Annotated in this window: 24 protein-coding genes; 8 read left to right on the top strand and 16 right to left on the bottom strand. The window is 67.5% G+C overall.

All coding sequences use genetic code 11. The annotated features are described in order from the left end of the window. Window positions 1-91 precede the first annotated feature (91 nt). The gene (locus QGN32_RS17650; protein ID WP_326545603.1) at window positions 92-2869 is read left to right on the top strand and encodes a helix-turn-helix transcriptional regulator; all 2778 of its coding nucleotides are present in this window, start codon (window positions 92-94) and stop codon (window positions 2867-2869) included. Between the two features lie 81 nt (window positions 2870-2950). Continuing rightward, window positions 2951-3127: a hypothetical protein gene (locus QGN32_RS17645; RefSeq protein ID WP_326545602.1), complete on the top strand. Its 177-nt coding sequence runs from the start codon at window positions 2951-2953 to the stop codon at window positions 3125-3127. Window positions 3128-3156: 29 nt separating this feature from the next. On the opposite strand, the gene phoH2 is transcribed toward QGN32_RS17645, so the two are convergent. The 4 genes from phoH2 to QGN32_RS17625 all read right to left on the bottom strand — a co-directional run bounded on the left by phoH2 (window position 3157) and on the right by QGN32_RS17625 (window position 8323). Further along, entirely contained in the window at window positions 3157-4470 is a 1314-nt protein-coding gene (gene phoH2, locus QGN32_RS17640) for an RNA 5'-3' helicase PhoH2 (protein ID WP_326545601.1), read from the bottom strand. Window positions 4471-4659: 189 nt separating this feature from the next. Further along, window positions 4660-5487 carry an acyl-ACP desaturase gene (locus QGN32_RS17635; RefSeq protein WP_326545600.1) on the bottom strand — a complete coding sequence of 276 codons (828 nt, stop codon included), beginning with the start codon at window positions 5485-5487 and terminating at the stop codon, window positions 4660-4662. Window positions 5488-5550: 63 nt separating this feature from the next. Then, window positions 5551-7029: a glycine hydroxymethyltransferase gene (locus QGN32_RS17630; RefSeq protein ID WP_326545599.1), complete on the bottom strand. Its 1479-nt coding sequence runs from the start codon at window positions 7027-7029 to the stop codon at window positions 5551-5553. Between the two features lie 82 nt (window positions 7030-7111). Beyond that, entirely contained in the window at window positions 7112-8323 is a 1212-nt protein-coding gene (locus tag QGN32_RS17625) for a DUF885 domain-containing protein (protein ID WP_326545598.1), read from the bottom strand. 30 nt (window positions 8324-8353) lie between these two features. Here QGN32_RS17625 and coaA point away from each other — a divergent pair, with 30 nt between their 5' ends. After that, on the top strand, window positions 8354-9304 hold the full coding sequence (gene coaA / locus QGN32_RS17620) for a type I pantothenate kinase (protein WP_326545597.1): 951 nt from the start codon (window positions 8354-8356) through the stop codon (window positions 9302-9304). A gap of 18 nt (window positions 9305-9322) precedes the next feature. Here coaA and QGN32_RS17615 read toward each other — a convergent pair whose 3' ends face one another. From QGN32_RS17615 to QGN32_RS17600, 4 genes are all read right to left on the bottom strand, one after another. After that, window positions 9323-9733: a hypothetical protein gene (locus tag QGN32_RS17615; RefSeq protein WP_326545596.1), complete on the bottom strand. Its 411-nt coding sequence runs from the start codon at window positions 9731-9733 to the stop codon at window positions 9323-9325. Between the two features lie 80 nt (window positions 9734-9813). Next, the gene (locus QGN32_RS17610) at window positions 9814-10230 is read right to left on the bottom strand and encodes a hypothetical protein (protein ID WP_326545595.1); all 417 of its coding nucleotides are present in this window, start codon (window positions 10228-10230) and stop codon (window positions 9814-9816) included. A gap of 80 nt (window positions 10231-10310) precedes the next feature. Then, a complete protein-coding gene (locus tag QGN32_RS17605) occupies window positions 10311-11663 on the bottom strand; it encodes a hypothetical protein (RefSeq protein WP_326545594.1) in 1353 nt (450 codons plus the stop codon). Between the two features lie 32 nt (window positions 11664-11695). Further along, window positions 11696-12493, bottom strand: a complete 798-nt coding sequence (locus QGN32_RS17600; RefSeq protein ID WP_326545593.1) for a (2Z,6E)-farnesyl diphosphate synthase — start codon at window positions 12491-12493, stop codon at window positions 11696-11698. 56 nt (window positions 12494-12549) lie between these two features. On the opposite strand from QGN32_RS17600, the gene trhA reads away from it, so the two are divergent. Next, window positions 12550-13287 carry a PAQR family membrane homeostasis protein TrhA gene (gene trhA, locus QGN32_RS17595; RefSeq protein ID WP_326545592.1) on the top strand — a complete coding sequence of 246 codons (738 nt, stop codon included), beginning with the start codon at window positions 12550-12552 and terminating at the stop codon, window positions 13285-13287. 52 nt (window positions 13288-13339) lie between these two features. On the opposite strand, the gene QGN32_RS17590 is transcribed toward trhA, so the two are convergent. From QGN32_RS17590 to mca, 4 genes are read right to left on the bottom strand one after another with little or no spacing between them, the layout of a single operon-like run. Further along, on the bottom strand, window positions 13340-13711 hold the full coding sequence (locus tag QGN32_RS17590; protein WP_326545591.1) for a nuclear transport factor 2 family protein: 372 nt from the start codon (window positions 13709-13711) through the stop codon (window positions 13340-13342). 10 nt (window positions 13712-13721) lie between these two features. Then, the gene (locus QGN32_RS17585; RefSeq protein ID WP_326545590.1) at window positions 13722-15734 is read right to left on the bottom strand and encodes a thioredoxin domain-containing protein; all 2013 of its coding nucleotides are present in this window, start codon (window positions 15732-15734) and stop codon (window positions 13722-13724) included. Further along, the gene (locus QGN32_RS17580) at window positions 15718-16005 is read right to left on the bottom strand and encodes a hypothetical protein (RefSeq protein WP_326545589.1); all 288 of its coding nucleotides are present in this window, start codon (window positions 16003-16005) and stop codon (window positions 15718-15720) included. Before QGN32_RS17580 ends, QGN32_RS17585 begins: the two co-directional genes overlap by 17 nt. After that, window positions 16002-16868: a mycothiol conjugate amidase Mca gene (gene mca, locus QGN32_RS17575; protein ID WP_326545588.1), complete on the bottom strand. Its 867-nt coding sequence runs from the start codon at window positions 16866-16868 to the stop codon at window positions 16002-16004. Before mca ends, QGN32_RS17580 begins: the two co-directional genes overlap by 4 nt. 132 nt (window positions 16869-17000) lie before the next feature. Between mca and QGN32_RS17570 the strand changes: the two genes are divergently transcribed. From QGN32_RS17570 to QGN32_RS17560, 3 genes are all read left to right on the top strand, one after another. Next, complete coding sequence (locus tag QGN32_RS17570) at window positions 17001-17423, top strand: DUF4307 domain-containing protein (RefSeq protein ID WP_326545587.1); 423 nt, start codon at window positions 17001-17003, stop codon at window positions 17421-17423. Window positions 17424-17638: 215 nt separating this feature from the next. Beyond that, window positions 17639-18133, top strand: a complete 495-nt coding sequence (gene greA / locus QGN32_RS17565; protein WP_326545586.1) for a transcription elongation factor GreA — start codon at window positions 17639-17641, stop codon at window positions 18131-18133. Window positions 18134-18267: 134 nt separating this feature from the next. After that, the gene (locus QGN32_RS17560) at window positions 18268-18930 is read left to right on the top strand and encodes a GOLPH3/VPS74 family protein (RefSeq protein ID WP_326545585.1); all 663 of its coding nucleotides are present in this window, start codon (window positions 18268-18270) and stop codon (window positions 18928-18930) included. Between the two features lie 3 nt (window positions 18931-18933). On the opposite strand, the gene QGN32_RS17555 is transcribed toward QGN32_RS17560, so the two are convergent. After that, window positions 18934-20097: a cystathionine gamma-synthase gene (locus QGN32_RS17555; protein ID WP_326545584.1), complete on the bottom strand. Its 1164-nt coding sequence runs from the start codon at window positions 20095-20097 to the stop codon at window positions 18934-18936. 53 nt (window positions 20098-20150) lie between these two features. On the opposite strand from QGN32_RS17555, the gene QGN32_RS17550 reads away from it, so the two are divergent. Next, complete coding sequence (locus QGN32_RS17550; protein ID WP_326545583.1) at window positions 20151-21314, top strand: acyl-CoA dehydrogenase family protein; 1164 nt, start codon at window positions 20151-20153, stop codon at window positions 21312-21314. 7 nt (window positions 21315-21321) lie between these two features. On the opposite strand, the gene QGN32_RS17545 is transcribed toward QGN32_RS17550, so the two are convergent. From QGN32_RS17545 to QGN32_RS17535, 3 genes are all read right to left on the bottom strand, one after another. Beyond that, complete coding sequence (locus tag QGN32_RS17545) at window positions 21322-22275, bottom strand: hypothetical protein (RefSeq protein ID WP_326545582.1); 954 nt, start codon at window positions 22273-22275, stop codon at window positions 21322-21324. A gap of 17 nt (window positions 22276-22292) precedes the next feature. Further along, a complete protein-coding gene (locus QGN32_RS17540) occupies window positions 22293-22877 on the bottom strand; it encodes an RDD family protein (protein ID WP_326545581.1) in 585 nt (194 codons plus the stop codon). A gap of 125 nt (window positions 22878-23002) precedes the next feature. Beyond that, window positions 23003-24403, bottom strand: coding sequence for a cystathionine beta-synthase (locus QGN32_RS17535; protein WP_326545580.1), 1401 nt, complete (start codon window positions 24401-24403; stop codon window positions 23003-23005). Window positions 24404-24428 lie beyond the last annotated feature (25 nt).

Below are 24428 nucleotides of genomic sequence, written 5' to 3'. Positions count from 1 at the left end.
CGCCCTCCCTGTCCCGCTGCCCGCGTGATGTCGCATGGTCACGAGTATAGAAACGTCACGCTATGTTGGGATCAGCTGAAATTGTGAAGATGTGCCAGGGAACGTGGTGATCGGCCAGTCGACACATCAGCGCACCGTCGCTGCCTTCCTGGACTCGTTGGCGGTCGGTCCGTCGGCATTGCTGATCGAAGGTGAGGCGGGGATCGGCAAGACCACGCTGTGGTCGGCCGTCGTCGACCAGGCGCGGGAGCGCGGATTCCACGTGCTCTCGACACGTCCGGCGGCTGCCGAATCCGTGCTCGCCTACACCGCGCTGGCCGACCTGCTTGACGAGGCGGGCCCCCGCGCCTGGGCCGAGCTGCCGACGCCTCAGCTGCTCGCGGTCGACCAGGTCCTGCTGCGGGCAAACGAGGATGCGGTGACCGACCAGCGGGCCGTAGCTGCCGCGTTCCTGTCGGTGGTCGAGCGCCTCGCCGACGAGCGACCCGTCTTGCTGGCCATCGACGACCTGCAGTGCCTCGACCCGTCGAGCAGGCACGTGATCGCGTTCGCGGTACGGCGGCTCAGCGGGCACACCGGGCTGCTCGCCAGTCATCGGACCGAGCCCGGCGACGGTGCGGGACTCGGCTGGCTGCAGTTGCCCAGGCCCGAGGCAGTCAGCCGAATCCGGTTGCGCCCGTTGAATGTTCAGGATCTGCACGCGGCGGTTTCCTCGCGGCTGCGGCGGCCCTTCTCGCGTCCCACTATCAGCCGCATACACCAGGTGTCGGGCGGTAACCCGTTCTACGCAATCGAACTGGCGCGCTCCATCGACGAACGCGCCCCGGCCGCCGACACACCGCTGCCCCGCACCCTCGCCGACGTGGTCAGTTCCCGGCTCGGAAGGCTCGATACCGATGTGCACGACGCACTGTTGGCCGCCTCGTGCCTTGCGGCGCCCACGGTGGAGTTGGTGTCGAACGCGACGACGGGCGACGAAGACCGGCTCGTCGAGCTGTTGGAGATCGCCGAGGGCAGGGGCATCATCACCCTCGACGGCAACCGGATCCGGTTCGCCCATCCGCTGCTGGCCAGCGGTGTCTACACCGAAGCCGCCCCCGATCGTCGTCGGGCGATGCACCGTCGGCTCGCCGAGTTCGTCGACGAACCCGAACTGCGGGCCAGGCATCTGGCGCTGGCCACCACCAGAGGTGACGAGGTCACGCTGCAGGCGCTCGACATGGCAGCGGACTCGGCGCGGGTGCGCGGTGCGCCCGCCGCGGCTGCCGAACTGATGGACTTGGCGATCGGCCTCGGGGGCGGCACCCCGGACCGGCAGCTGCGTTCGGCGCTACACCATTTCGACGCCGGTGACCCGGAGCGGGCGGCAGCCGTCCTCGAAGAGGCGATCGGACAGCTGCCGGCGGGCGCGTTGCGCGCAGAAGCGTTGGGCCGGCTGGCCGTGGTGCGGCTCTACGGGGACGGCTTCATCGCGGGCGCGGAGCTGCTGCGCGACGCGTTAGACGAACCGCACGACAACCTCGCGTTGCGCATACAGACCCAAATCACGTTGGCGTATACGCTCTTTCACGCAACCCAACTGAGGGAGGGGCTCGAGGTCGCCGGGGAAGCGGTCGCGGGCGCCGAGAGCCTTGCAAATCCGCACCTGCTCAGTTCGGCGCTCGGAATGCTGGTCATCTTGCGGTTCGCCGCGGGCGAGGGGTGCGACGAGGAAACCTTGCAGCGTGCGCTGCAGTTGGAGGATCCCGACGCGTATGCCCCGTTGGTGTTTCGGCCGACGGTGCAGCGTGCGCTGCTGCTGGAATGGACCGGCCGGCTCGACGAAGCGCGTGAGGAACTGGAGAAGATCCGCGCCCGGTGCCAGGAAAGGGGCGAAGAGGGCGAGCAGGTGTTCGTCTGCCAGCATGTGGCGACGAACGCAATGCAGCGCGGCGACTTCGTCTCGGCCAACCTTGTCGCCGAGGATGCCCTGGAGAAGGCGCGGCAGCTGGGGGGCGACACCCCGCAGTTCGTGGCCCAGAGCCTGCGGGCACAGCTGAGCGCGTTCGCCGGCCGGGAAGACGTCGCGCGGCGTGCGATCGACGTTGCCCTCGAATGTGCCAGTCGCACCGGAACCTTCCGGCTCGCAGAGCGGGTGCGGGCTGCCCTCGGATTTCTCGAGGTGTCGCTGGGCAACTACGAAGCCGCGGTGGCCGCACTGCAGCCGATGTTGTCGCGGTTCGACCCCCGGTCCACGCCCACCGAGCCGCCCCATGCCTCTTTTCTGCCGGATGGAATCGATGCGCTGATCCACCTTGACCGCCTTGCCGAAGCAGAACCGCTCGTCGCGGCGCTGGAACGCAACGGCCGCAGGGTGAACCGCGAGTGGATGCTCGCTGTGGGGGCGCGGTCGCGCGCCATGCTGCTGGCCGCCCTCGGCGACCTCGACCGCGCCCATGATGCGGCGCAGCAGGCGATGACGACACACGACGCTCTGATGATGCCGTTCGAGCGCGGCCGGACGCTGCTGGTCCTGGGCCAGATCGAGCGACGTCAGCGCAAGAAGGAGTCGGCGGCGGCGCACCTGCAGGAGGCGTTGGAGATCTTCGAGCGTCTCAACATCCCGCTGTGGGCGGACCGGGCCCGCGCCGAGCTTTCTCGCGCGAGTGTCGGGCCACACCGCAAGGGGGCGCTGACGCCGTCCGAGCAGCGGGTGGCCGAACTCGCCGCATCCGGAATGAAGAACCGCGATGTCGCGGCCGCGCTGTTCATCAGCCCCAAGACCGTCGAAGCCAACCTCGCCCGCATCTACCGCAAGCTCGGCATCAAGTCGCGCGCCGAGCTGGGCCGCCATGTCGCCCCGCCGGGCGAGCCCGAAACAAGGGCCTAGACATAGGGAAACACCCTATTTTCCCGTCGAGGGTCGAGGACTTACCGTCGGACCGCTGTCATCCGCCATACAGGAGGATCGGTGCATCTCGACGAAGCTCCCGCGACCGTGGCCGACGCGGAAATCGCCCTGGTCACGACGGCCGCCAGCCAGCCCGCCCTGGGCACCGGACTCGCGGTGCTCGGCCTGGTCTCGCTGCTCCACCTCATCCGTAGCAGTCGTCACCGCCAGGGATTTCGGTGCGCTACCGATCGCTGAGCGACTACTAGCGCACCGAAGCCACCGGTTCAGGGCAGCGCGCCGGGGCTGATCTCCTCGAGCATCTCGGTCACCAGCGCGGCGATCGGCGAGCGTTCGCTGCGCAGCAGTGTGATGTGGGCGAACAACGGGTGGCCCTTGAGCTTTTCGATCACCGCCGCGACGCCGTCGTGCCTGCCGACGCGCAGATTGTCGCGCTGGGCGACATCGTGAGTGAGGACGACTCGCGAGCCGGCACCGAGCCGGGACAGCACGGTCAGCAGCACGTTGCGCTCGAGTGATTGCGCTTCGTCGACGATCACGAACGAGTCGTGCAGGGAGCGGCCGCGGATGTGCGTCAGCGGCAACACTTCGAGCATGCCGCGCGACAACACCTCCTCGAGCACCGCGGGGCTGGCCAAACCCTCGAGCGTGTCGAAGACCGCCTGCGCCCACGGACCCATCTTGTCGCTCTCGCTACCGGGCAGATAGCCGAGGTCTTGACCGCCGACCGCGTACAGCGGACGGAACACCACGACCTTGCGCTGAGTACGGCGCTCCAGCACCGCCTCCAAACCCGCGCACAGCGCCAGCGCGGACTTGCCGGTGCCGGCCTTGCCGCCGAGCGAGACGATGCCGATCGTCTCGTCGAGCAGCAGGTCCAACGCCACTCGCTGTTCGGCGGAGCGGCCGCGCAGCCCGAACGCCTCCCGGTCACCGCGCACCAGCCGCACCCGCTTCTCCGGGGTCACCCGGCCCAGGGCGTGAGAGCTACCGCCGAGCAGGCGGATCCCGGTGTGGCACGGTAGGTTTCGGGCCGCCTCGAGGTCGGTCTCGCCCTCGGCGAACAGCGCATCGATATCGTCGGCGCAGACCTCGGCCTCGGCCATGCCCGTCCAGCCTGACGTGATGACATCCTGGGCGTGGTACTCGTCGGCCAACAACCCCACCGCACCCGCCTTCACGCGTAGCGGGATGTCCTTGCTGACCAACGTGACGCGCTTACCCTCGGCGGCGAGATTGGCCGCGACGGTCAGAATCCGGGCATCGTTGCTGTCGGTGCGAAACCCTGCGGGGAGGACCGACGGATCGCTGTGGTTCAGCTCGACGTGTAACGAGCCGCCTTGTGCACCAACGGGAATCGGCTGGTCCAGCCGACCGTGTTCGAGCCGCAGATCGTCGAACAGCCGCAGGGCTTGACGCGCGAACCAGCCGAGCTCATGATGGTGCCGCTTGGCTTCCAGTTCGCTGATCACGACCAGCGGAACCACGACCTCGTGCTCGGCAAAGCGCGTGCAGGCCCAGGGATCTGACAGCAGCACGGAAGTGTCGAGCACGTAGGTGTGGATTGCCGATTCAGTCACGTGGCGCTCCTCGCGGTCGCGCGGCCCCGCACGAACCTTCGGCGGACACTGCGGCACTGAGACCGGGGCCGGTCCCTTCCTGATCGAAACGATCGGTACCGCCCGGACAGCAAAGCACGTCGCTAGCCATCGAAAGCGACGCTACTCCCGGTGCGCCACATGCGCCGCGCAGGCGCGCCGTAGCTACGGTTACCGCGAAGTGAACTGCGTCAGCGAAGGCTCGTCGGCCAGCCCCCATGCGGCGATCCGGTCGGTTCTCACCTCACGCAACTGCTCCGGCCCGAAGATGCCGGACTCGGCCATGCGCCGCACCTTGTCCGCGTATGCGTCGATGTCGCCACCGACGACCTGGAGTTCGGCCGCGCGTCGCGCGATGGCCTCGACCGTGTCGTCACGGTTGGTGGTGAGCAGGTGTGCGACGAGGTTGGCGAAGAACTCCTCGTGCCGCTCCTCGTCGCGGGCGATGCGCCCGATGAGGGCCTTGAGCACCGGCTCGTCGATCTTCTTTTCGAGATTGCGGCAGAAGACGGCGTGCGCCCGCTCGAAGAAGGCCATGAAAACGAGCCGCTCGATCTGGCTGTAGGTGTCGGCGCGGTAGCCCTTCATCACGTGCTCGACGCGCACGTCCTCGTTGGCGGCGGGGTCGATCTCGCGGGTGACGACGAGGTAGTTGCGCAGCGCGATCGCGTGCAGGTGCTCCTCGGCGGTCCACCGGCCGATCCAGCGGCCCCACTTCTCCTCGAGGATGAAGCTGAAGACGAACTCGCGGTGGAAGCCCGCGAGGTTGTCCTTGGTGATCAGCAGGATCTCCAGCGCGTCGGTGACGTCTTTGGGCAGGGTCACCTGCGACGGATCCCAGTCCTGGCCGCCGAGGAAAGCGAAGTTCTCGCCCTGGTCGAACGGTACGTAGTCATGGGCGTACCAGAGGTCCTCGGAGTCGATGTGGCGACGCAGCTCCTGCTGCACGACCGGCTCGAGCTCGAGGATCAGCGCATTGGGTACAGGTTTCTGTGCCATGCAGTTACAGTAACCCAATTCTGTGGGAATCGTAAAATTTCCCGGCCTGGCGTGGCGCGCGGCTTACAGCGTCAGCCCCGGGTACAGCGGGTTGGCCGCCAGCAGCTCGGCCGACGCGGCGTGCACGCGTTCGGCGGTGCCGTCGGCCAGGGTGTACTTCGCCTTCGAAGGTCCAGCGGTTCCTTCCGCAGCTTCGGTGTTGGCGAGCACGTCGACGATCAGCTCGGCCACGCGGTCGAAGTCGTCGGCCCCGAAACCGCGCGTGGTCAACGCGGGAGTACCCAACCGGATACCGCTGGTGTACCAGGCTCCGTTCGGGTCCGCGGGCACCGAGTTTCGGTTGGTGACGATGCCCGCGTCGAGCAGGGCCGACTCCGCCTGCCGGCCGGTCAGCCCGAACGAGGTGACATCCAGCAGCACGATGTGGTTGTCGGTGCCGCCGGTGACGAGCGCCGCGTCCCGCTTGAGAAAACCGTCGGCCAGGGCTTGGGCGTTGTCGGCGACCCGCTGCGCGTACAGCTGGAACGCGGGTTGGCGGGCTTCGGCGAGCGCTACCGCCTTCGCGGCCATCACGTGCGACAGCGGGCCGCCCAGCACCATCGGGCAGCCCTTGTCGACGGCGTCGGAGTACTCCGGCGCGGCGAGCACCATCCCGCCGCGCGGCCCGCGCAGCGATTTGTGGGTGGTCGTGGTGGTGACGTGGGCGTGCGGCACCGGATCCTCGTCGCCGGTGAACACCTTGCCCGCGACCAGGCCCGCGAAATGCGCCATGTCGACCATCAACGTCGCGCCCACCTCGTCGGCGATCTCGCGCATCTTGGCGAAGTCGACCCGCCGCGGATAGGCGGAGTAACCAGCGACGATGATCAGCGGCTTGAACTCGCGGGCGGCATCGGCCACCGCGCCGTAGTCCAGGAACCCGGTGTTCGGGTCGGTGCCATAGCTGTGCTGGTGGAACATCTTGCCGGAGATGTTGGGCCGGAAACCGTGGGTCAGGTGACCGCCGGCATCCAGCGACATGCCCAGCAACCGCTGGTTGCCCAGTTTGTTGCGCAGCTTCTCCCAGTCCGCCTCCGACAGGTCGTTGACGTGTTTGAGGCCGGCCTCGGCCAGTTCGGGTGCTTCGACGCGGGTCGCCAGGATCGCCCAGAAGGCGACGAGGTTGGCGTCGATACCCGAGTGCGGCTGCACATAGGCATACGGCGCCCCGAACAGCTCACGGGCGTGCTCGGCGGCGAGGCTCTCGACGGTGTCGACGTTTTGGCAGCCCGCGTAGAACCGGTGCCCGATCGTGCCCTCGGCGTACTTGTCGGACAACCAGGTGCCCATGGTCAACAGGACCGCCGGGGAGGCGTAGTTTTCGCTGGCGATCAGCTTGAGCGAATCCCGTTGGTCCGCAAGCTCTTTACGGGTTGCGGCCGCGATCCGCGGTTCGACTGACTCGATGACCTGCAACGCGGCCCGGTAGGCGGCGCTCGCGGTCTCGGCGTACTCGGCTCCGGGCGCGGGCGCTGAGGTGGTCACGGACGGGTCTGCAGCCATGGACTCAGCCTACTTTCCGCGCCTGGGCCTTCGGTTTCTGCATCAGGGTCCGGGGCACGGCCCTCGGGTATAAACGGCGCCGTCAGGCCGCCCGCAGCGCCGACGGGATCAGTGGCTGGTCGAGCAGCGTGCCGAACCGGCGGGTGAGGCTGACGCCGGCGGGCCGCTCGTCCAGCCAACCCCGCAGCAGTCGATACCCCTCGACGTAGGTGCTGGTGTAGGCGCGCCACAGCGGGGAGGACAAGAACCGCAACATCTGGCGGGCACGCTCGTCGTTGACGAGCAGCCACCGCTTGAGGAAATCGACGACGTCGTCGACGTCGCGGTGCTCGTCGTGCAGCATCAACGCCGCATCCTGCCGCACCTCGGCGAGGGCCGCCGTGGCCTCCGACACCGCCTGGGCGTGCTCGCCGTCGAAGCGCAGCCCCAGGTCGGCGTAGATGTCCCGAGCCCAGGCGCCCCAGTCGGGGCCGATCGCCGCGTACAGGGCCAGGTCCGCCAGGCCCTCGGCCATCAGACACTGCGGGGTGTTGACCAGAAAGATCGTCTGCTCGGCCTGGCCCAAGCCCTCGACCAGACCCGCCTCCTTGCGGCAGTGCTCGGTGTGGTGACCCGGATACGACTCGTGGGCGACCAGCCGGGGCAGGTTGGACATCTGCTGTTTGAGATCGGCGTTGACGGCGACCGTCGACTTGTAGTCGCCGTGGTAGTAGTTGAAACCCGACCACGGCTTGTCGGTGACCACCTCGTAGGTGATCGTCTCCGCATCGGGCAGCGGATATTCGGCGCGCACGCGGTCCCGCAGGGCGCTCGAGAACGCGTGAATGCACTCCTCCAGGCGCGCGGGTGCGATCTCCTCGCCCGCTCGGTAGGACTGCATCCGCTCGGCGAGCGAACCGGAGCCGCCCAACACCTCGTCGAGCTGCCGATGTGCTTGCCGATACCGCTCCGGGTCGCCCTTGGTGATGTGCACGTCGAAATACGCCGCGACCTCGTCGACGAATCCGACCTGCTCGCCGGCGAACTTGCGGCCGGCGCACTCGAGCGCCTTCAGGTGGGCGCCGATGTAGTCTGCCCGCGCCTGTTCCAGCCCGTCGACCGCGGCCACCTCCGCCCGCAGCCGGTCGGCCTGCCTGGCCAGGTCGGCGGGATCGGGCTGCGGCTCGGCGGCCACCGCACGCCGCAGGGCCGGATCGCCGGTGAACGAGTCGACATAGCCCTCCTCCACCCGGTCGAAGCGCAACCCGAGCAGCAGATATTCGCGGACCACCGAAACTGAGGTGCTGGCCTCCATGACCTCAACGGTAAATGCAAGACTGGGCGCATGGCGCGGCTGAGTGAACCCAGCCCATACGTAGAGTTCGACCGGAGTCAGTGGCGAAATCTGCGCATGTCGACTCCGCTGAAGCTCAGCGAAGACGAACTGGAGAAGCTGCGCGGTATCGGCGAGAAGGTCGACCTGCTGGAAGTCGAAGAGGTCTACCTGCCGCTGGCCCGGCTCATTCATCTTCAGGTCGCCGCGCGTCAACGGTTGTTCGCGACGACCGCGGAGTTCCTGGGTGACGGCGGCGGCGAGCCGGCGCAGAACCCGGACCGGCCGGTGCCGTTCGTCATCGGCGTGGCGGGCAGTGTCGCGGTCGGCAAGTCCACGACAGCCCGTGTGCTGCAGGCACTTCTGGCGCGTTGGGAGCACCACCCGCGCGTCGACCTGGTCACCACCGACGGATTCCTGTACCCCAACGACGAGCTGGTACGGCGAAACTTGATGGGCCGCAAGGGCTTTCCCGAGAGTTACGACCGTCGGGCGCTGATGCGGTTTGTCACGACGGTCAAGTCCGGCTCGGAATACGCGTGTGCGCCGGTGTACTCGCATCTGCTGTACGACATCGTGCCCGGGGAGAAACAGATCGTCAGGCACCCTGACATTCTCATTCTGGAGGGGCTCAACGTGCTGCAGACCGGGCCGACGTTGATGGTGTCCGACCTGTTCGACTTCTCGGTCTACGTCGACGCCCGCATCGACGACATCGAACAGTGGTACATCGACCGGTTTCTGGGCCTGCGGACGACGGCGTTCGCGGATCCGGCGTCACACTTTCACCACTACGCCACGCTCACCGACGAGCAGGCCGTGTTCGCCGCCCGCGACATCTGGCATTCGATCAACCGGCCCAACCTGATCGAGAACATCCTGCCCACCCGGCCACGCGCGACGCTGGTGCTGCGCAAGGACGCCGACCACTCCATCAACCGGTTGCGGCTTCGCAAGCTGTGAGCGGCTCGAGGCAACGTCTCAGGCCGTGATACGACGTATGCCCTGGTACTGCAGCTCGGCCATGATCAACGTATAGACGCCGGTAGCCAACGTGAGCAGCACGCCGGCGGTCGTCAGTGGGAAGACATCGGCGAGCACGAACACGACGGTGGCGACCGCATACGCGAAGTTTCCGACGGCGATCACGATGCCGGTGGCCCTCACCGATGGCCTGGCGGCGAACGCGAATACACCAACCGCGAAGGCGATGAAGACACCGCTCACGGTGTACTCGAAGGCGACCGGAGTACCCGATGTCCGCGCCAGCCAGCCCGCGAGTGGGATACCGGCCAGACCCATCAGTCCGCTGGCGGCGGCGTCGGCCCGCAGCGCGAAGCGCAGAAACGAGTCGTTGGACTCGCGGAGCCTCGGTGTGGAGATGACGGACATAGCGCTTCCTTTCATGTGGGGGTGAGGGAACCGTTCCGGAGCCGACGCCGCAACCTCTTACAACGGCGGCTCCGGACCAGTCATGTGGAGGCCACGTCGAGCCGACGGACCCCGAGGTACTGGGCGTAGGCGAAGGCGAGCGTGGCCGCGGTGAATGCGACCGTGCCTGCGGCGCCGAACCCCGTGAGCGGCAACCAGCCCTCGACCAGCACGACGCCGACGGCCACCGCGAACACGACGTTGCCGACGAGCACTCCTTGACCGACGCGCCGGACGTCGGGCACCCCGGCGGCCAGGAACAGCGCCGCGCCGTAGCCGACGAGCGCGGCGCCGGCGATCCACTCGCTGGCGGCGGACAGACCGGTCACCCGCGAGAGCGGGTCGGCGGCCATTGCGATAACGAGACCGACCGCGCCGCATAACGTCGCGTCGGCGCGCAGGGCGAACCGCAGCAGCGCATCGCTGTCGCGGACGGAGCGGTTGGTGATGGTGGTCATGTCACCGACGGTGCTCGGATACCGCTGCCAGATCGACGCCGAACGCTGCCAACTAATGCCAACCGCAGGTCAAGACGTTTTCAGTCCTGCGCCGCCACCAGGTTGCCGCGCAGATCGGCGGCGATCATCCTTGCGGCGGCGTTCTGCCAGTTGTGGAGCGACCGCTGCGGTACCTCGGTGACGAACCACTGCCAGGCCTGCCGGGCCACCGGATCGAGCCCGGCGGCCGTTGCGTTCTGCGCGTAGGCTCGCACCCCCGCGACGTACGGAAAGTACAGCGAGTTGTAGTGGCGCCATTCCTCGGTCGTGCCGAACTCGCCACCGTCGCGCGGTTTGAGCCGGTTGATGCGATCGGCCAGCAGCGCCTTGAGTTCGGCCGCCCGCTCCAGGGGTTGATCCGGCGCTCCGCGGGACGCCAACCGCTCGTCGATGATCGGCAATCGGGTCAGCGGGCTGGCGATCAGCTTGGAGAGGTCGCCGTAGTGGCCGAGTGCGCGGCGGGTGAGGCGGGCGAAGGCGTTCTCGTCGACGCCGTCGAGCGGGTTGTCCTTGCGCAGCGGCAGCGCCGCCTCGGTGCTGCGCAGTGCCGCCCGATCGGCGCGCAGGGCCGGCGACCGCGAGAACGCCAACCGATCGAGCGTGCCGGCCAACGGGTCGGCGAGCACGTTGATCGCGATCGCGATCGCCAAGCTGGTGAACAGCAGCACCGTCAACGCGGTGTCGTGGCCGGTGACGGCCAGGCCGATCAAGGCCTGTCCGCCGAACAGCACCGCCACCACGGCCGTCGCCGCGAACGAGCGCAGCATGTCGGCGCGCAACGCCTGCCCCTCGTCGAACGCGTCCCCGATCGCGACCGCCACACCGAGCAGTGCCACGTCGAAGCCGGTGGAGGCCAACGCCAACCAGCTCGGCACCAATCCCAGCGGGATGACGAGGATCGCGTTGCCCAGCACGAAGAACAACGTCGCAATCACGACGAAGCCCACCACCGGGCCCGGCTGGGACCGGTGCAGCACCGCGTTGACCATCGCCCCCAACGACGACAGCGAGACCGCGGCGAACATCACCCAGTGGCCCAGCCGTAGCGGCCCGTCGACGCTTCCCGCCATGGCGGCGCCGACGAACGCAGCCCCGGCGACGGCGGCGACCAAGCCGATCTCGCCCGCACGACTGCGCCAGGTGTCGCGCGGCCGGGACAGCTCGAGCAGGACCGCGAACCACGCGATGCCCGGCACCGCGACCAGGTAGACCTCGATGCGGCTGAGCACGTCGGCGCCGCTGATGGTCCGAACGGCGTCCAGCGCGACCACCGCCGCGAAGCTGGTCAGTCCGATCGCGGCCAAGACCAGCACGGGTTTACGCGGGTCGCGGGCCAGCAGGTACAGGCCCAACCACCAGCTGAGTGCGAAAACCACCGCTGACAGCGCAGCCACGTCTTCAGTGTCTCACCAACGACGGCGTCGCATCAGGTTCCGTACCGGCGGTGGCGCGCGGTGTAATCGCGCAGCGCCCGCAGGAAGTCGACCCGCCGGAACGCGGGCCAGTACGCCTCGGTGAACCACATCTCCGAATACGCGCTCTGCCACAGCAGGAACCCCGACAGCCGCTGCTCCCCCGACGTGCGAATGACCAGATCCGGGTCGGGTTGCCCGGAGGTGTAGAGGTTTTCCGAGATCGCGTCGACCGTGACGGCCTCGATCAGCTGTTCACCGGTCTTGCCGTTGGCCAGTTCCTTGCCGAGCAGTTGGCGGACGGCGTCGACGATCTCCTGGCGCCCGCCGTAGCCGACGGCCAGGTTCACATGGAAAGTCTGGGCAGGACCCTCCGACCGCGTCGACTCGACGGCACCACGCAGCCGACGGGCGGACTCCTCGCCGATCAGCTCCAGGTCGCCGACCGTGCGCACGCTCCAGTGGTTCGCCGGCGCGCAGATCTCCTCGACGACATCGGTGATGATCTCGATCAGAGAGGACAGCTCGTCCGGTGCGCGCTGCAGGTTCTCGGTGGACAGTAAATAGACCGTGGCCATCTCGACGCCGGCTTCCTGGCACCACCGCAGCATCTCGGCGATCTTGCGGGCGCCCATCCGGTAGCCGTAGCTGACGTCATCGTGGCCAAGGTCACGTGCCCATCGGCGATTGCCGTCGCACAGCACGGCAATATGCCGGGGCAGTTGGGATTTGGCATGCACCAACTCCTGGCGCAACCGCATCTCGTAGAGCCGGTAGGCCGGCTCCTTGAGACGTCGGGGAATAAGCTCCACGAAGATCCAGACTACTGTGAGGTTCCCCAACCCCCCATGGCAATAGTGGAGGTGACATGACCCGATCCGTCGACGCCACCGATTCCGGCCGGCCCCCCGAGCCGCAGCCGGCGGAAGACTTCCCGGAAGCCGTCGTCGACGGTGTCGCCAGTTTCATCGGCAGACCGCGCGCCCGTGGCTGGATCCACGTCTATGCGGCCGTCATAGCCGCGATCTGCGGCGCCACGCTGGTGTCGGTGTCGTGGTCGGTGGAGTCCACGCGCGCGGGCATCGCAACGTTGATCTACACGCTGACCATCGTGGCGATGTTCGCCGTCAGCGGCGCCTACCACCGGACCACCTGGAAGTCCGATACCGCGCGCAAGTGGATGAAGCGTCTCGACCACTCGATGATCTTCGTCTTCATCGCCGGCAGCTATACGCCGTTCGCTTTGCTGGCGTTGCCGCAGACCGACGGGATGGTGCTGTTCTGGATCGTCTGGGGCGGTGCGATAGCCGGGGTGCTGCTCAAGTGCTTCTGGCCGTCGGCCCCGCGGTGGGTGGGCGTACCGCTCTACATCCTGCTCGGCTGGGTGGCGGCGTGGTTCGTCGGCCCGATCATGAACGGCGCCGGAATCGCCGCGCTGGTGTTGTTGATCGTCGGCGGCGCGCTCTACAGCATCGGCGGCGTGCTGTACGCGCTCAAGTGGCCCAACCCGTGGCCGACGACGTTCGGCCACCACGAGTTCTTCCACGCGTGCACCGCCGTGGCCGCGATCTGCCACTACATCGCGATGTGGTTCGCCGTCTTCTAGTGGTTTCGGTGCGCTACCTGTCGCCACGCGACTGTTTCCGCACCGAAATCCCTCAGAGCTGGGTGACGTCCTCCGGGGTCCAGTAGGCCTTCATCGAGGCGATCTTGCCCTCTTCGTCGAAGGTCATCACGCTGATGATCTCGATGCGCATCTTGTTGTCGCCGAGGTCGACGGTCAGCGCCCAGTAGAACGCCACCTCGTTGCCGAGCGCGCGCAGCGTGACGACGTCGGCCTGGGCGCCCATCGTGGGAAGCGCGTCGTAGAAGCCCCGGATCGCCGTGCGGCCGATGTGTACCTCACCGCCGACGGGATCCTCGACGGTGGCGTCGTCGGCATAGAGCTCGGCGATGTCGTCGGCCTTGCCCAGGGCGGCCAGCTCGAGGTAGCGGGCGACGGTCTTGGCGTTGTCATCGGGCGTCGACATGCGCAGAACGCTACACGCGCGTGCCGAGGGCGGCGGCAAGTTCCGATGCGGTGGTGACCGGCAGGTCGCATGTGCGCCCGCGACACACGTATGCCGCATCGGCGCCATCGACGCGATCGCGGTCGACCAGCAGCTCCGACGAGTTCACCGCTCCGCCCACGACGACGGCGCCGCCCGGCGCCAACCGGCGCGCCGCGGCCAACAGCTCCGAATCCGAACTGTCGCAAGCCACCGCGATCTGCAGCGGCCCGCGCACGGCGGCTTCGGCGACGGCGAGCCAGTGCCCGCCCGAGCGCGGCAGCCGGGTCAGGATCGGCGTGGCTGCGGCCAGGGTGGCTTCGGCGGTCGCGGCGTAGCGGCCGGCCCGCTCGGCGGGAGCGAGGTGAGCCGCGATCAGCAGTGCCTCGCCGATAAGCGACGCACCCGACGGGGTCGCGCCGTCGAGGGGATCGGCGGGCCGCACCATCAGCACCTCGGCATCGTCGGCGGTGTCGAACCATCGACCCGGGCGGTCGGTGTCGGCGAAGTGGGCGAGCGCGATGTCGAGCAATGTCATTCCCGCGTCGAGCCATTCGACCTCGCCGGTCATCTGATGGACGGTCAGCAGGCCGGTGGCCAGCGCCGCGTGGTCCTCGAGGATCGCTGCGCTGTAGCCGACCGCACCGCCGAGGCTGGCCCGACGCAACCTGCCGTCAACCAGGTGCAAGCCCCAGATGGCGCGCGCGCATTTCGTTGCGGCGTCGAGGAGTTCGGGCCGGTCCAACGCAACGCCGGCTTCAGCGAGCGCGGTGATCGCGAGCCCGTTCCACGCGGTGACGACCTTGTCGTCTCGGCTGGGTTGCGGCCGGGTGAGCCGGGCCGCCAGCAGCGCCGACCGCACCCTGGCGAAGCGTTCGGCGTCGTCGGGGTCGCGCGGCAGCTGCAGCACCGAGGTGCCGTGTTCGAAGCTCCCCGCTGCGGTCACAACGAAAAGCTCTGCCGCCCAACGTCCGTCGTCCCCACCGAGCGCTTCGCTCAGCTGCGCGGGAGTGAACACGTACGTCAGGCCTTCCACCCCGTCGGCGTCGGCGTCCAGCGACGAGGTGAACATGCCGTCGGCGCCGAGTTCGTCGAGCATGAACCCGGCTGTCTCCGCTGCCACCTTGTGCGCCAACGGGTTTGCGGTGCGTCGCGCCCAGTGTGCATAGACCCGCAGCAGCAGCGCGTTGTCGTACAGCATCTTCTCGAAATGTGGCACCACCCAGGACGCGTCGACACTGTAGCGGGCGAACCCACCGGCCAGCTGGTCGTAGATGCCGCCGCGGGCCATCGCGGTGCAGGTTCGCTCCACGGCCTCCATGGGCATGATGTCACCGGTGCGCTCATGGCTGCGTAGTAGCGCCTCCAGCAACGCCGACGGTGGGAACTTCGGCGCCCCTGCCGGATTGGCGGCGAATCCGCCGCGCGCGACGTCCTCGTCCTGCAGCACCGCGGCGACGGCGTGGTCGCACAGTGCCGGTTGCAGCGGCGGTCCGCCGCCCGGCAGCCCGGAGGCCATGGACCGCAGTTCGTCGGTGATCTTGTCGGACGCCTCCTCGACCTCGTTGCGCCGGTTGTGCCAGGTGTCGGCCACCGCGGCCAACAGTTGCAGGAAGGTGGGTTTCGGGTAGTACGTGCCGCAGAAGAACGGCTTGCCGTCGGGGGTGAGGAAGCAGGTCATCGGCCAGCCGCCCTGCCCGGTCAACGCGACCGTCGCGTTCATGTACACGGCGTCGAGGTCGGGTCGCTCCTCACGGTCGACCTTGATGCACACGAAGCCGTCGTTCATCGCCGCGGCGACCTGGTGGTCCTCGAAGGACTCGTGCGCCATCACATGGCACCAATGGCAGGCCGCGTAGCCGATCGACAGCAGGATCGGCAGGTCGCGGGCGACGGCTTCGGCCAGCGCCTCAGGCGTCCATTCGCGCCAGTGCACCGGGTTGTCGGCGTGCTGACGCAGATAGGGGCTGGTGGCCCGAGCGAGCGTGTTAGCCGCCGGGCTCACGTTTCGTCCCGTCGGGCGGCACGTCGGATTCGCTCGGCGCCTCGGGCTCGGTCGGCGGCTCGCCGGCCGAATCCGGTTCCTCGTTCTGTGGCTCGAACGACTTCGGCACCTTTCGCAGCTGCCGGTTCATCGACCAGACCAGCAGGAACGTCCCGATCAGCAGCAGCACCAGAATCAGCAGCCCGACCGGGCTGGCCTTACCGAACTCGGGCCCGGTGTCCCTGGGTTGGTCCTGGGCCAACAGGCCGACGGCGAGCATGAGGTTCATCATTCCTCGATTCCGGCGAAGAAGTCGTCCTCCATCAGCGTCACAGGCACGCGGGAGCGGGCCAACTCGAACTCCTCGGTCGGCCAGAGCCGCTGCTGCCATTCGATCGGGGCGCGGAAGAAGTCCCCGTTCGGATCGATCTGGGTGGCGTGTGCGCGCAGCGCGTCGTCGCGCAGGGCGAAGTACTTGGCGCACTCGATGCGCGTGGTCACCCGCTTGGCGAAGATGTCGTGATCGGGATCCCAGTGTTTGAGCCATTTCTCGAACGGGCCCACCTCGTCGTACTTGGCGAACTCGTCCTGCAACAGTTGCATCCGTTGCCGAAGGAAGCCGTGGGTGTAGTACAGCTTGCGGACGTTCCACGGCTCACCGGCTTCGGGGAACAGGCGATAGTCACCGGCGGCCTCGTAGGCCGCCATGGAGACTTGATGGCACCTGATGTGATCCGGATGCGGGTAGCCGCCGTTCTCGTCGTACGTCGTCATCACGTGTGGTCGGAATTCGCGGACGACGCGCACCAGCGACTCGGTCGGCTGGTCGAGGGGAACCACGCCCAGGCAGCCTTCGGGCAGTGGCGGGGGCGGGTCACCTTCGGGGAGCCCCGAGTCGACGAACCCCAGCCAGTGGTGCTCGACGCCGAGGATCTCGGCGGCCTTGGCCATCTCGTCGCGGCGGATCTCGGCCATCCGGCCGTGCACCTCGGGCAGGTCCATCGCCGGGTTGAGGATGTCGCCGCGCTCGCCACCGGTGAGCGTCACCACGAGCACGCGGACACCCTCGTCCACGTAACGGGCCATCGTGGCGGCGCCCTTGCTGGACTCGTCGTCCGGGTGGGCGTGGACGGCCATCAACCGCAGTTCGCTCAACCTGCTCTGCCTTACCATCGCGATTCGTCGTCTCCGGGAATATCAACCCGCGGGCGCTTTTTTGTAGTCCCTATAGTTCCAGTTCTGTAGATCTGTCCGACGAGGAGCCTAGGAAAAGGGCGTCGAAACAAGATGATCGAACGTCCCGCTGCGCGCTACGGGCGCCGGCAGCTGTCCCATCGCCACCGGCGTTGGGCCGCCATCGCGTTCACCGTGGTCGCACTGGCGGTGGGGGTGGCGGTGGCGGTGGTGGCATTCGGACGGTTCGGCAGCGAGGACGTCAAGGGTGAGCTGAACGCATACCAGCTGGTCGACGACGAAACGGTGTCGGTGACGATCAAGGTGACGCGCAAGGACCCGTCGCAACCGGTGGTCTGCATTGTGCGGGCACGCTCCATCGACGGCGCCGAGACCGGCCGTCGCGAGGTGCTGGTGCCTCCGTCGACGCAGCAGACTGTGCAAGTCACCGCGCCGGTCAAGGCCACCCGCCAGCCCGTCGTCGGGGACATCTACGGCTGCGGCACCGACGTGCCGGCATACCTGGTTGCCCCTTGAGATCACCGCGAACTGCAAATACGTGAAAAACAGCCGCCCTTGCGGTGCTATCATGGTCCGGTACACGGTTCCTGCTGGAGCCGTGTATTGCTGCATTTGGTGCTGTGATTAGGCGCCGACGATCGCGGCAATACACGTCAAGCTCCCCAGCGCCGTACCACGAGACTTCTTACGCGAGAAAAGCGCGAGAGCGATTAGGACAGGAGCGCGACGACATGACCGACACGCAGGTCACCTGGCTGACACAGGAGGCACACGACCGGTTGAAGGCGGAGCTCGATCAGCTGATCGCCAACCGGCCCGTCATCGCTGCGGAGATCAACGACCGCCGCGAAGAGGGCGACCTGCGCGAGAACGGCGGATACCACGCCGCTCGGGAGGAACAGGGTCAGCAGGAAGCCCGGATTCGCCAGCTGCAGGAGTTGCTCAACAGCGCCAAGGTGGGCGAGGCACCCAAGCAGTCCGGCGTCGCGCTGCCGGGCTCGGTGGTCAAGGTCCAGTACGGCGACGACGAGAACGACACGGAGAGGTTCCTGATCGCCACCCGCCAGGAGGGCATCAGCGACGGCAAGCTCGAGGTGTATTCGCCCCAGTCGCCGCTGGGCGAGGCGCTCATCGACGCGAAGGTCGGTGACGTTCGCACCTACACGGTGCCCAGCGGCAGCACGGTCAAGGTGAAGCTGCTCGAGGCCGAGCCGTACCACGCCTGACGCGCGCCCCGGCGCACCTGCCCAATGCGCGCCCCGGCGCACCTGCCCAATGCGCGCCCCGGCGCACCTGCCCAATGCGCGCCCCGGCGCACCTGCCCAATGCGCGCCCCGGCGCGCGGGTTTAGCATCCGCTGATGGCGCAGATCGCCGAGGACCTGTTCCTCCTGCTGCTCGACAACGCGTCCGCGCAGCCGGTGCTGGATCGCCACCGCCGCGAGCGGGTGCTGTCCGCCGCGGTACTCCTCGACCTCGCGCATGCGTGCCGAATCCGGCCGTCGGTCGACGGTGAGGCGGTGGAACCCGGCCGCCTGATCGCATTGGCGGTACCGGGGTCGATGGACCCGATCGTCGAGCCGGCGTTCCAGCTGCTGCAACGCCGCCCACTGCGGCCGCGGACGGCGCTGAAGCGGCTGGCCAAGCACACCGAGAGCCACATCGCCGAACACCTGGAGCGGACCGGTCAGATCAGGTGTATCCCGTTACCGGACAAGCGATTCGGCCATGAGTTCGCGTGGCCGCTGACTAATCGAGACCGCGTCGGCCAAGCGCGTTCGGCGCTGCTGTCGGCGCTGTTCGACCGCAGACCGCCGGCGCCGTCGACAGCGGCGATCGTCTCCCTGCTGCATGCAGTCGACGGCCTGGGCGCGCTGCTGAGCCTCAATGACCGCGGGTGGCGGTGGGTGCACGCCCGGGCAGGCGAGATCGCGCTCGGCAGCTGGGTCGACGAGTACCAGACCGGGCTGCCCGACGTGAACCTCGCCGTCACGGCTTCGGCGCTGCGCCCCGCATTGTCCTGACCTCTAGCTCAACGCGTGCTCGAGGTCGGCGAGCAGATCCGCGACATCCTCGATGCCGACCGACAGCCGTACCAGGTCGTCGGGAACCTCCAATTGGGAACCGGCCGTGGAGGCGTGGGTCATCGCACCGGGGTGCTCGATCAACGACTCGACCCCACCCAGCGACTCGGCGAGAATGAAAACCTCTGTGCGGGAACAGAACTTGCGGGCGGCGTCCGCTCCCCCGCGCAACCGCACCGAGACCATACCGCCGAAGCCGCTCATCTGTCTGGCGGCGACCTCGTGGCCCGGGTGCCCGGGCAGACCTGGATAGAGCACGGTCTCGATCGCGGGATGACCGTCCAGGAACTCGGCGATCACCGCAGCGTTGTCGCTGTGCCGCTGCATGCGTATCACCAGGGTCTTCAAGCCACGCAGGGTGAGGTAGGAGTCGAACGGGCCGGGCACGGCGCCCGCACCGTTCTGCAGAAACGCGAACGCGGCGTCGAGTTCCTCGTCGTTGGTCAGCAGCGCTCCACCCACCACATCGGAATGCCCGCCGATGTACTTGGTGGTGGAGTGCAGCACGATGTCGGCGCCCAAAAGCAGCGGCTGCTGCAGCGCCGGTGAGGCGAACGTGTTGTCCACCAACACTTTCGTGTTCGAAGCCGAAGCCAGCCGCGCGATCCCTGCGATGTCGGCGATCGACAGCAACGGGTTGGTGGGCGTCTCCACCAGGATCAGCCGGGTGTTCGGGGTGATCGCCGCGCGCACCGCCTCGAGGTCAGCGAGCGACACGGCCGTGTAGTCGATGCCCCACTTGGTGAACACCTTGTCGATCAGGCGGAAGGTGCCGCCGTACGCGTCGTCGGGCATCACGACGTGATCACCCGGTCGCAGGATCGCGCGCAGCGCGCAGTCGGTGGCGGCCATGCCGGACGCGAACGCCCGGCCGTAGCTGGCCGCTTCCACCGCGGCCAGCGAGGTCTCGAGTGCCGCTCGGGTGGGATTGCCCGTCCTCGCGTACTCGTATCCGCCGCGCAATCCACCGACGCCGTCCTGCGCGAACGTCGAACTGGCGTAGATCGGGGCGTTGACGGCGCCGGTGGTCAGGTCGGGTCGGACGGCGTGGATGGCCCTGGTGGACTGGCCGTGGGTCGACAGGCCGTGCCTTCTGTTCTCGTTCATCACTGCTCAGCCTAGCCGTCGGGGGTCGCGTGCCGAGCGTGTAGACATGACCCATGAGCGTCCTGGACGATCTGCTCGAGTTGGATTCATTGCTGTCACCCGAGGACATCGAGTTGCGCCAGACGGTGCGTCGGTTCGGCGACCAGCGATTACGGCCGTACATTGCGGAGTGGTTCGAGACCGGCGTGGTGCCGGTGCGCGAGCTTGCCGCCGATTTCGGCAAGCTCGGTGTGCTGGGCATGCACCTGGAGGGCTACGGCTGCGGCGGTTCGACCGCGACCGCCTACGGCCTGGTATGCCAGGAATTGGAGGCCGTCGACAGTGGCCTGCGCAGCCTGGTCTCAGTGCAGGGCTCGCTGGCGATGTTCGCGATCCACCGCTGGGGCAGCGAGGAGCAGCGCGACAAGTGGTTGCCCGCGATGGCAACCGGCGAGGCCATCGGTTGTTTCGGGTTGACCGAGGCCGACTTCGGGTCGAACCCCGCGGGTATGCGCACGACCGCCAAGCGCGACGGATCGGACTGGATCCTCAACGGGTCGAAGATGTGGATCACCAACGGGTCGGTCGCCGATGTCGCGGTGGTGTGGGCCCGAGCCGATGAGGGGATCATCGGCTTTCTCGTGCCCGCGGGCACTCCCGGATTCTCGGCTACCGACATGACGCGCAAGCTGTCGCTGCGCGCTTCGGTCACGTCGGAATTGCATCTCGACGACGTCCGGTTGCCCGCCGACGCGAAACTGCCGGAGGCGCGCGGGTTGTCGGGACCGCTGAGTTGTCTGTCGGAGGCCCGGTTCGGCATCGTGTTCGGCAGCGTCGGCGCGGCCAGGGACTGTCTGCAGACCGCGCTCGATTACGTGGGCACCCGCGAGGTCTTCGACAAACCGCTCGCGGCCTACCAGCTGACCCAGGCCAAGATCGCCGACATGGCAGTCGAACTCGGCAAGGCCCAGTTGCTGGCCCTTCACCTGGGCCGGCTCAAGGATGAGGGCACAATCAAGCCCGAGCAGGTCAGTCTCGGCAAGCTCAACAATGTTCGGGAAGCCATCCAGATCGCCCGACAATGTCGAACCCTGTTGGGCGCCAACGGCATCACCCTGGAGTATCCGGTGATCCGACACGCCAACAACCTGGAGTCGGTGCTGACTTACGAGGGCACCTCAGAGGTACACCAGATGGTCATCGGACAGGCGCTGACCGGCGTCAGCGCCTTCCGATGAGCCTTCGCTACTGCTGGGGGACCTGGGGCGGTGGACCGGGCGGCAAGGGTTGCGGGTTGAGGTCGGCGACCTGGCCACCGCTGAGCTTGCGGTACGCGTACACCTCGATGAGCGCCACCAACGGGAGCGCCACGAGCAACCCCACGCCGCAGAGCAATGCCCCGGCGGCCACGATGACCATGACCAGCAGCAACGTCAGGAGCACCTGACCGAAGTTGTTCTTCGCGATGTCGAAGCTCGTCCTAATCGCGTCGATCGGCGACAGGTTGCGGTCCAGCAGGGCGATCACGGTGAACATCGTGAAGGTGGCCACGATGAAACCCGGCAGGACGCACAGCCCGAAGCCGATCGAGGTCACGAACCCGACGATCACGCCCGCGACGATGACGTTGCCGACGTTGCGCGGCTTGAAGAACGACCCGATGGTCACCGGTCGACCGTTGGCGACGTCCAGCATGCCGCTGTAGTAGGCGGATTGGATGGCCCCAGCGACGACCAGCAGCACGATCCAGCCGATCACGTTGACCGCGATGCTGGCTGGCCCGGACACGTCATATGAGAACGAAAAACCGTCGCCATCGGACATGTAGCTTGTCGACTCCGGATCCACCGCGGCCGACAAGACGCCGACAAGCACCTGCAACAGGAAGATGACGAGACCGTAGACGAGCGTCGGGACTATCAGCGCGGCGGCGTTGGCGGTGAACTTGGCCCACGCCCACGAGAACGCGTCACCGACGCTGTACCCCTGCGCGCCGGGGAAAGCCGGACCGCCGGTTGGCGGATAGCCGCCCGTCGACGGGTAGCCACCCGGTGCGGGCGGCGGGTAACCGGGCCCGGGCGGCGGATAACCCCCGGGCGGCGGGGGCGGCGGATAACCCCCGGGCGGCGGGGGCGGCGGATAACCGCCGGGGGGCGGTGGCGGAGTATTTCCCGGCGGAGGAGGCGGTTGGTCAGACATGGGTCCTTCCCGGTTGACTACAGCGGTAAGCAGACGGTTCTGATGAGTTTGTCCGCGATAGTCTGCCGTTTGGCGTCCCACAACGGGAACAAAAAACCGATATAGCAGATCGCGGCGTCGATGATATGCGCCAGTTGCCGCACGATGGACATTCCGAAACCGATTGGATGACCGGTATTTTCGCTCACGACCTTGAACTTGAGTAGTGACTTGCCAATGCTGGAACCGGTGGTGCCCTGACGGTAGCCGTAGTTCCAGATCACATACGCTAGAACAAGTATCGACGTGACACCGATCGCGAGTTGCCCGATCGTCGATGCGCCCGTCTCGCAGAACTCGCCCAGTCGGTACTCGGGACTATCGGTGATACACACCGTTTCCCGCGTCCCGAGCAGAAGCGCGTACCCGATGCCTTCGAGCACGAAGATCGGGATCGAGTCGACAAGCCACGCCAACACCCGGGTGAACCACGATGTGTACGCCTCTGTCGGCAGCGCTTGAAGCGGTTGTGCCGGTGGCGGATAGCCGGTGGCCGTCGGCGGGTACGGGGCGCCGCCCAGTGGTGGGTCACCACCCGGCGGGGGTGGTGGCTGATCGGTCATCGGACGTCTCCAGTCGGTTTTTCAGCTGGGATCAAGCGTGCTTACATTACCGGAGAAGCGCGTTAGGGCAGGGTTTTCTGGCCGGAAGCAATCACCAGACCTGTCCGACGCCAAGCTCTGTACCGCTAGCGAACCGCGCGTTCACTTCCGTCGGACAGGAAGCCGAGCAGGTCGTGGCGGGTCAGCACGCCGACCGGCTTGCCTTCCTCGACAACCATCACCGCGTCGCACTCGCGCAGTTCCTTCGCCGCGGCGCTGACCAGTTCGCCGGCCCCGATCAACGGCAGCGGCGGGCTCATGTGCTCGGCCACCGCATCTGCGAGCTTGGCCCGCCCCTCGAACACCGCGGACAGCAGTTCGCGCTCGGAGACGCTGCCCGCGACCTCACCGGCCATCACCGGCGGTTCGGCGCCGACGACCGGCATCTGCGAAACCCCGTACTCGCGCAGGATCCCGATCGCGTCGCGGACCGTTTCCGAGGGGTGCGTATGCACCAGGTCGGGCAGCGCGCCCGACTTGCCGCGCAGCACCTCACCGACCGTCGACTCCTCCACCGAACCATCCAATCGGCTGCGCAGAAACCCGTACGAAGACATCCACTCGTCGTTGAAAACCTTTGAGAGATAACCTCTTCCGCCGTCCGGTAACAGTACTACCACGAGTGCGTCGGGCCCGGCCTGCTCGGCCACCTTGATCGCAGCGACGACGGCCATACCGCACGACCCGCCGACCAGCAGGGCCTCTTCGCGAGCCAGTCGCCGCGTCATCTCGAACGAATCGGCATCCGAGACCGCGATGATCTCGTCGGGCACCGTGGGATCGTAGGCCCCCGGCCAGAAGTCCTCGCCGACCCCCTCGACCAGGTACGGCCTGCCGCTGCCGCCGGAGTACACCGAACCCTCGGGGTCGGCGCCGATGATCCGTACCCTGCCGCCGGACACTTCCTTCAAGTAGCGTCCGGCGCCCGTGATGGTGCCGCCGGTGCCGACGCCTGCCACGAAATGGGTGACCTTGCCATCGGTGTCGGCCCAGACCTCCGGGCCGGTGGTCTCGTAGTGCGACTCGGGACCCATCGGGTTGGAGTACTGGTCGGGCTTCCAGGCGCCGTCGATCTCTCCGACCAGCCGGTCGGAGACGCTGTAGTAGCTGTCGGCATGGTCGGGTGGCACCGCGGTCGGGCATACCACGACGTCGGCGCCGTAGGCGCGCAGCACGTTCCGCTTGTCCTCGCTGACTTTGTCCGGGCAGACGAAGATGCACTTGTAGCCGCGCTGCTGGGCGACCAGGGCCAGCCCCACCCCGGTGTTGCCGGACGTCGGTTCGACGATGGTGCCGCCGGGCTTGAGTTCGCCGCTGGCCTCGGCGGCGTCGATCATCTTGACCGCGATGCGGTCCTTGGAGCTGCCGCCGGGGTTGAGGTATTCGATCTTGGCCGCGACCGTGCCCGCCCCCTGCGGGACAACAGAGTTCAGCTGTACCAGGGGGGTATTGCCAATGAGCTCACTGACGTGCCGGGCGATCCGCATGACTCCATCGTGTCAGGCGGCTTTT

Origin of the sequence: Mycolicibacterium sp. ND9-15 (genome assembly GCF_035918395.1) — a bacterium.
GTDB lineage: Bacteria > Actinomycetota > Actinomycetes > Mycobacteriales > Mycobacteriaceae > Mycobacterium.
The sequence above is the reverse complement of the archived record's forward strand: the minus strand, read 5'-3'. Positions and strand labels throughout refer to the sequence as shown.

Excerpts from the sequence above, each read along its gene's own strand:
- greA (WP_326545586.1), top strand. The coding sequence starts at position 17,639 with ATGACCGACACGCAGGTCACCTGGCTGACACAGGAGGCACACGACCGG.
- QGN32_RS17625 (WP_326545598.1), bottom strand. The coding sequence starts at position 8,323 with ATGGAGGCCAGCACCTCAGTTTCGGTGGTCCGCGAATATCTGCTGCTC.
- coaA (WP_326545597.1), top strand. The coding sequence starts at position 8,354 with ATGGCGCGGCTGAGTGAACCCAGCCCATACGTAGAGTTCGACCGGAGT.
- trhA (WP_326545592.1), top strand. The coding sequence starts at position 12,550 with ATGACCCGATCCGTCGACGCCACCGATTCCGGCCGGCCCCCCGAGCCG.
- QGN32_RS17555 (WP_326545584.1), bottom strand. The coding sequence starts at position 20,097 with ATGAACGAGAACAGAAGGCACGGCCTGTCGACCCACGGCCAGTCCACC.
- QGN32_RS17570 (WP_326545587.1), top strand. The coding sequence starts at position 17,001 with ATGATCGAACGTCCCGCTGCGCGCTACGGGCGCCGGCAGCTGTCCCAT.
- QGN32_RS17590 (WP_326545591.1), bottom strand. The coding sequence starts at position 13,711 with ATGTCGACGCCCGATGACAACGCCAAGACCGTCGCCCGCTACCTCGAG.
- QGN32_RS17630 (WP_326545599.1), bottom strand. The coding sequence starts at position 7,029 with ATGGCTGCAGACCCGTCCGTGACCACCTCAGCGCCCGCGCCCGGAGCC.
- QGN32_RS17615 (WP_326545596.1), bottom strand. The coding sequence starts at position 9,733 with ATGTCCGTCATCTCCACACCGAGGCTCCGCGAGTCCAACGACTCGTTT.
- QGN32_RS17550 (WP_326545583.1), top strand. The coding sequence starts at position 20,151 with ATGAGCGTCCTGGACGATCTGCTCGAGTTGGATTCATTGCTGTCACCC.
- QGN32_RS17610 (WP_326545595.1), bottom strand. The coding sequence starts at position 10,230 with ATGACCACCATCACCAACCGCTCCGTCCGCGACAGCGATGCGCTGCTG.
- QGN32_RS17635 (WP_326545600.1), bottom strand. The coding sequence starts at position 5,487 with ATGGCACAGAAACCTGTACCCAATGCGCTGATCCTCGAGCTCGAGCCG.
- QGN32_RS17560 (WP_326545585.1), top strand. The coding sequence starts at position 18,268 with ATGGCGCAGATCGCCGAGGACCTGTTCCTCCTGCTGCTCGACAACGCG.
- QGN32_RS17535 (WP_326545580.1), bottom strand. The coding sequence starts at position 24,403 with ATGCGGATCGCCCGGCACGTCAGTGAGCTCATTGGCAATACCCCCCTG.
- QGN32_RS17545 (WP_326545582.1), bottom strand. The coding sequence starts at position 22,275 with ATGTCTGACCAACCGCCTCCTCCGCCGGGAAATACTCCGCCACCGCCC.
- QGN32_RS17540 (WP_326545581.1), bottom strand. The coding sequence starts at position 22,877 with ATGACCGATCAGCCACCACCCCCGCCGGGTGGTGACCCACCACTGGGC.
- QGN32_RS17580 (WP_326545589.1), bottom strand. The coding sequence starts at position 16,005 with ATGATGAACCTCATGCTCGCCGTCGGCCTGTTGGCCCAGGACCAACCC.